1 protein-coding gene is annotated in these 7,727 nt (G+C 65.6%); it reads right to left on the bottom strand.

The features are described 5' to 3' along the window. A partial coding sequence (locus ACWEO2_RS44055) for an amino acid adenylation domain-containing protein (protein WP_452410836.1) occupies positions 1-7,727 on the bottom strand: 7,727 nt, incomplete at both ends.

Consider the following 7,727-nt stretch of genomic DNA (forward strand, 5'->3'; position numbering starts at 1 on the left):
AAGAGTCTGCGGTCCGGTGCCCACCGTGACACCAGGTCGGTCGAGGGCGCTTCACCGCCGACCACGACGGTCTCGAGGTGCTCCAGCCCGGCCGGGTCGACCGTCGCCAGGGCCGTCGGCGTGAGCGCGGCGTGGGTGACGCGCTGGCTCGACAGGATCTGCGCCAGCTCGGTCCCGCCGTAGACGGTCGGCGGCGCGATCACCAGCCGCCCACCCGATGCGAACGCCCACAGCAGTTCCAGGACCGCCGCATCGAAACTGGGCGATGCGACATGCAGGACACCCGCGTCCGGCCCGATGTCGAATCGTGAACATTGTTCGGTCACCAGGTTCGCCAGGCCCTGGTGCGTGACGATCACGCCCTTGGGCACACCTGTCGAACCGGAGGTGTAGATGACGTATGCCGCCTGGTCGAGCCTGACCGGCCGCGTTCGCTCCGCGTCGGTCACCGGTGCCGCCGACAACTCCCCCGCATCGGTCACCGGTCCCGCCGACAACTCTCCCGTGTCGGTCGCCTCGTCGAGGACCAACCACGATACTGATCCGGGGAATCGATCTCGCCACTGTGACAGGGTGATTCCCACCCTCGCACCGGAATCGGTGAGCATGTGCTCGATGCGGCCGGTCGGATACTGCGGGTCTACGGGAACGAATGCCGCCCCCGACTTCGCCACTGCCCACACCGCAAGTACCGATTCGACCGACCGCGCCAACCCCACCGCGACACTCGTCTCCGGCCCCACCCCATGATCGATCAGCAACCGCGCCAACCGATTCGACTCCGCATCGAGCTCACCGTAGCTCCACTGCCGATCCTCGAACACCACAGCGACCGCCCCCGGATCGCGCTCCACCGTCGCCGCCAATAGTTCCGCAAGCGCGCGACCCGGCACCGGGGGGTTGCCCGAGACCGGTGTCAACTCACGGTATTCCGCGGGGGTGAGCAACTGCAGCCGGGCCAGCGGCAGATCCGGGTCGGTGGCGATGACGTCGAGCACGCGCAGCACCCGCTGCAGGGTCGCCTCGACTGTGTCGTGGTCGAACAGTTCGGGCAGGTACTTGATCTTCAGGTGCAACCGCGTGTCGACGTGCGCGACCACGCCCATCGGATAATGCGCGCCATCCATACCCGCAACGTCGACGACCCGCATGCCCGCGATGTCGGTGTCGGCGGTGAGCCCGAAACGATCGACCGGATACGACTCGAACACTGTCATCGTGTCGAACACCGCTGCTGGCCCGGCGACCCGCTCGATTTCGGTGAGGCCGACGAACTGGTGATCGAGCAGAGCGGTCTGTTCGGCCTGGATTCGGTCGAGCAGCTGTCCCAGGCTTTCGGCGGCGTCCAGACGGACGCGCACCGGCAGTGTGTTGATGAACAGTCCGATCATCGATTCGATACCCGCCAGCTGCGGGGACCGCCCGGACACCGCGGCACCGAAGGTCACATCGTCGCGGGAAGTCAACGAGCCCAACACAATTGCCCATGCCAGCTGGATCACGGTGTTGAGGGTGATCCCACGGGCCCTGGCCAGCTGGTTCAGCGCCGCGGTCTGCTCCTCGGTCAACTCGGCGACCACATCGCGGGACTCGGTATAGCGGCGGCCGGGATCGGCGTGTGCCACCAGGGTCGGCTCCTCGGTGCCGTCGAACGCAGCGGCCCACACATCCAGCGCCGCAGGCAGGTCCTGCCCCGCGATCCACGCCAGGAAGTCCCGGTAGGGGCGGACTTCGGGCAGGATCGTGGCATCGCCGTCGGTGGCGTAGAGCACCAGTAGTTCCTTCAGCAGCAGCGGCGTCGACCAGCCATCGAGCAGCAGGTGATGATTGGTCAACACCAGCCGGTACTGCCCCGGCGCGGTGGTGACCAGCATCCACCGCAGCAGCGGCGCACGAGCCGGATCGAACCGGGTCGCCCGATCCGCGGCCAGCAGCAACTCCCACTCGCGCTCGCGCGCACCGTCATCGAGCCCGGACAGGTCGACCTCCGACCACGACGCCTCAACGCCTTCCTGGACCACCTGCACCGGCCCAGCGCCGGTGGCGTCGAACGCGGTGCGCAGATTCGGATGACGATCCAGCACAACCTGCCCGGCTCGGCGCAGCCGCTCCGGATCGACCTGTCCACGCAGTTCGACGACCAGCTGGGTCAGGTAGGCGTCCACAGACTCCTCCGACACCAAGGCGTGGAACAGCAGTCCCTCCTGCAACGGGGTCAACGGCCAGACATCGCTCAACGTCGGGTACCTGTCCTCGAGCCGCTCGATTTCGACCTGCCCGAGCCGAACCAGATCCAGATCCGAAGGCGTCCGCCCCCCACTCCCGGCATGGCGGGCATGCGTCACCAACGCGGTCAAAGCCCGGCACCACGAATCCGCCACCGAACGGACCTCGTCGGCGGTGAGAACCCCGGCGGGATACGACCAAGTCGCCCGCAACCGCTGCCCTTCGCCGTCGTCGCGCGTATGGGCATTGATGTCGAGCACCGCCGCGACCGGCATATCCGGATTCTGTGCACCCGAGAGCTCGCCGCCACCCAGGTCGCCGCTGCCAGCCACCGGCAGCCAGCCGACCGCCGGTAGCCCTTCGGGAACCCCCGTCGAGATGCGACCCAGGTAGTTGAATGCGATCTGCGGCCGCGGCAGCCCGGCGAGGGTCGGGCCGGTGTCCTCGTTGAGGTACCGCAGCAAGCCATAGCCGATCCCATGGTCGGGGATAGCGCGGTGCTGCTCCTTCACGGACTTGACCGCTGCGCCCATGGCGGGCCCACCCGCGTACGCATCGTCGAGATCGATGCCCGACAGATCCAAACGCACCGGGAAGCCCGTGGCGAACCAGCCGACTGTGCGGGTCAGATCAGCGCCCGGGATGACGCCTTCCTCCCTACCGTGTCCCTCGAGACCGATCAGCACATCGGTGAGCCCGGCGGTCTCCGCCTGTCCTTCGCGCCGCCACTTCGTCACCGCCACCGCCAGCGCGGCCAGCAGCCCGTCGCCCACCCCACCGTGGAATATGGCGGGCACGTTGGTCAATAGCGCCTCGGTCACCTCGGAAGACAACTCGACCTCGACGGTCCGAGCAGTGGCCGCCACATCGATAGCGGGGTCCAGAGGCCGCGACCCGATCATCGGATCGGGCCCATCGGCCATCGCTCGCCACAGTGCGAGCTCTGCCACCCGCTCCGGGCGTCGGGCCGCCTCGACCAGTCCATGCGCCCATCTGCGCATGGATGTCCCGACCGGGGCGAGCTCAGGTGGCTCGCCGGATTCGATCTGCGCCCATGCGAGCACGAGATCCGGCACCAGCACGCGCCAGGAAACCCCGTCGATCGCGGAATGATGCACCAGCACAAGGACCCTGCCCGGTTCCGCCGTGTCCACCGGATCGAACCAGACCACCTGCAGCACGATCCCGGCGTTCGGATCGAGCCGGTCCGCGGCGGCCGTCAACTCCGCCGCCGCCAACGTCCGGAACTCGCTGCTTTCCGGCGTCGCGGCCATCGGTACCCGGTGGATCAGGTCGTCGGCGCGAATCATGCCGACCGGCAACACATCCCACGTCCGGCGCCCGTCATCGTCGCGAGACAGTCGCGCGCGCAGCATGTCGTGCCGATCGAGGACCGCCTGCACCGTGCTCGCCATCCGCAGCTGGTCGATCCCGGTCGGCAGACCGAGCAGCATCGCCTGCGAGAAGCGGCCGAAACCCGACGCGGACCGCTCGAGCATCCAGTGCATGATCGGCGTCAACGGCAACGGTCCCACACCCCCGCCGGGCAGTTCCTCCGGCAAGGCGACCGCCGTGCGGTCGTGCGCGGCGACCTGGGCGAGTCCGGCGACAGTCTTGCGTTCGAACACATCCCGTGCCGAGAACGCCACACCGGCCGCCCTGGCCCGGGTGACCAACTGGATCGACATGATGCTGTCGCCGCCCAGGGCGAAGAACGAATCGTCCAAACCGATCGCTTCAGTGCCGAGAATGTCGGCGAACGCTTGCGCGATGGTGTGTTCGATCGGCGTGCGCGGTGCTCGGAATGGTTTGTCGGCAAGGAAGACCGGATCCGGTAGTGCTTTTCGGTCGAGTTTGCCGACCGGCGTGAGCGGGATACGGTCCAGCACCATGATCGAGGACGGCACCATATACGACGGCAACCGGTCGGACAGGTAGTCGGCCAGCAACGCGGTATCGATCGATTGCCCCGCAGCGGCAACAATATAGGACACCAGCGATTGGGTACCCGCGTCGTTGCGGTGACCGACAGTCACCGCGTAGGCGACGGTTTCGTGGGTAGCCAGAGCTGTATCGATCTCACCGAGTTCGATACGCAGACCACGAATCTTGACCTGGAAATCGGAACGACCCAGATGCTGGATCGTACGATCGCTGGTCCAACGCACGATATCGCCGGTGCGATACATGCGTTGGCCGGGTAGCCAGGGGCAGGCCACGAATCGTTCGGCTGTCACGTCCGCTTGGTGGTGGTATCCGCGCGCGAGCAGATCACCCGCGACATACAACTCACCCGCCACACCCGCCGGAACAGGCTGCAGCCGTTGATCCAACACCCATGCCGAGGCACCCGGAAATGGCTTACCGATGGTGACCAACTCACCCACTGCCAGCGAGGCGCTCAGGGTCGCGGCGATGGTGGTTTCGGTTGGTCCGTATTCGTTGAGCACTGTGCGGTCGCCGCCCCAGCGTTCGACCAACTCGCTGCCGTAGTCCTCACCGCCGACCATCAGATACTTCAGATCCGGTAGCGGCCAACGGGTGTGATCGATGGTGGACAACGCCGAGGGAGTGACGAGGGCGTGGCTGACGTGTTCACGGTCGAGCAGTGCGGCGAGCTCGTCGCCGCCGTAGACATCACTGGGCGCTACGACCAAGGTCGCCCCCGCGCTGAGCGCACACAGCAACTCCAGTACCGACACATCGAAGCTGGGCGAGGCCAAATGCAAGGTGCGGGAGCTGGATTCGATATCCATCGCATCCCGATGGGCCACGGCGCAGTTGCCGAGGCCGCGGTGGGTCACCGCCACACCCTTGGGCAGCCCGGTCGATCCGGAGGTGTAGATGACATAGGCGATATCGTCGATCCGCAGCGGACGAACCCGATCGCTGTCGGTGACCGGACCGCTGTCGGCCTCGTCGAACTCGTCGAGTAGCAGCCAATCGGCATCGGGTAGTTGTGCGCGTACGGATGTCACGGTCAGACCGACCGCTGCCGCTGAATCGGTCATCATGTGCATGATGCGTTCCGCGGGATGGGTCGGATCGACAGGCAGGAACGCCGCCCCCGTTTTGGCGACTGCCCAGACCGCGAGAACAGAATCCGCCGAACGCGGAATACCGATCGCGACAACATCCTCCGGCCCGATTCCACGCCGAATCAGCAACCGCGCCAACCGGTTGGAACGTTCATCCAACTCCCGATAGCTCAACCGCTCTCCGTCGAACACGATCGCGGTGCCGTCGGGATCAAACGCCGCCGCCGCACTCATCAGGCCGGGCAACGTGGCCGGTGCCGCCGCGGGAGCACCGGAACGGGCCAGCAGATCAGCTCGCTCGGCAGGCTCGAGCACATCGATGGACCCGACCGCAACAGACGGATCGGTAACGATCGACTCCAGGATCCGAATCCACCGGCGCGCAAGCGAATCGACGGTCGCAGCGTCGAACAGATCCGTGGCATAGGTGACCGCAACGGTCATATCGCCGGTGTCATGGTTTTCCGACAGGATGAATTGCAGGTCGAACCGGGAGACCTCATTGGGCAGGTCGACCACCGACAGCTCGAGATCGGGGAGTTGCAGTGTTACCGGTGCCAGGTTCTGGAATGCCAGCATCACCTGGAACAGTGGGTGTCGTGCTTGGGAGCGCTGCACACCGAGTTTGTCCACCACCTGCTCGAACGGCACGTCGGCGTGTTCGAAGGCGTCCAGATCGGCTTGTTTGACCCGGCCGAGCAGATCGGTGAACGATTCAGCGAGATCGATGTCGGTGCGCAACACCAAGGTGTTGACGAACATGCCGATCATGTCGTCGAGTGCGGCCACACCGCGCCCGGCGATCGGTGTGCCGATCGCAATGTCGGTGGTGCCGCTCAACCGGGCCAGCGCGAGCGCCAATGCGCCGTGGATCGCCATGAACAGCGACGAATTATGTTCCCGCGCAAATCTTTCCAGCGCTCGAACCAAATCGGCAGGCACCGAGTAACCAACCGTGACACCCCGGTTCGACATCACCACCGGCCTTGGCCGATCAAACGGAAGGCGCAGCTCCTCGACAACTCCGTGCAGCGTTTCGGTCCAGTAGCGGATCTGCTGGGCAGACAGCGATTCCGGATCATCGGGCGCGCCGAGGGTAGCTTGTTGCCACAGTGCGTAGTCGGCGTACTGGACCGGCAGCGGCGTCCACGCCGGGGCCGCACCGTGGATCCGTGCGGCATAGGCGGTCGCCACATCACGGGCCAACGGCGTCATGGAGAAGCCATCCGCGGCGATGTGGTGCACCACGACGGCAAGGACGTGTTCCGGTTCCTCGCTGCCGCTGACACGGAACAATCGGGCACGCGCGGGCGCCTGAGTGCTCACATCGAAGCCTTCGGTAACGAATTCGGTTACCGCCGAGACCAACTCGCCCGGTACGACCGGTACCACCGTCAGCTCGCGGTCCACGCTCTCGACGGACTCGATCTGTTGGATCAGCATGCCGTCGTGGTCCAGGTATCGCGTTCGCAGCGACTCGTGGCGCCCCAGCACGTCCAGAACCGCCGAGTGCAGGGCCTCGACGTTCAACTCGCCACGCAACCGAATCGCGATCGGCATGTTGTAGGCGCCCGATGCGGTGTCGTACTGGTTGAAAAACCACATCCGTTGCTGGGCCGGCGCCAACGGCACGAGATCGGGGCGCGGCCCGGCGACCAGCGGTGGGCGACGTCGCCGGGTCCCGGCATGCTGATCGATACGACCGGCCAGTTCCGCGACCGTGGACGCCTCGAACAACAACCGCACCGGAATCTCAGCATCCAACGCGGCCCCAAGTCGCGCAGCGACGCGGGTCGCGACCAAGCTGTCGCCGCCCAAGGCGAAGAACGAATCATCGAGACCGATCGTGTCGATACCCAATACATCGATGAACGCTCGAGCGATCGTGTGCTCGGTCGGTGTGTGGGGTGCTCGGAATGGTTTGGTGTCGGTGAATACCGGCTTGGGTAGTGCTTTTCGGTCGAGTTTGCCGACCGGTGTGAGTGGGATGCGGTCGAGCACCATGATCGAGGACGACACCATATACGACGGCAACCGGTCGGACAGGTAGTCGGCCAGCAACGCGGTATCGATCGATTGCTCCGCAGCGGCAACAACATAGGACACCAGCGATTGGGTACCCGCATCGTTGCGGTGACCGACAGTCACCGCATACGCCACGGTTTCATGGCTGGTGAGCGCGGTATCGATCTCACCGAGTTCGATACGCAGACCACGAATCTTGACCTGGAAATCGGAACGACCCAGATGCTGGATCGTACGATCGCTGGTCCAACGCACGATATCGCCGGTGCGATACATACGCTTGCCCGCAATCCACGGACACGCAACGAAACGCTCCGCCGTCGTCCCCGCCCGACGATGGTACCCACGCGCGAGCAGATCACCCGCGACATACAACTCACCCGCCACACCCGCCGGAACAGGTTGCAGCCGTTGGTCGAGGATCCAGATCGAGGCGCC

Source organism: Nocardia sp. NPDC004278 (assembly GCF_053602975.1).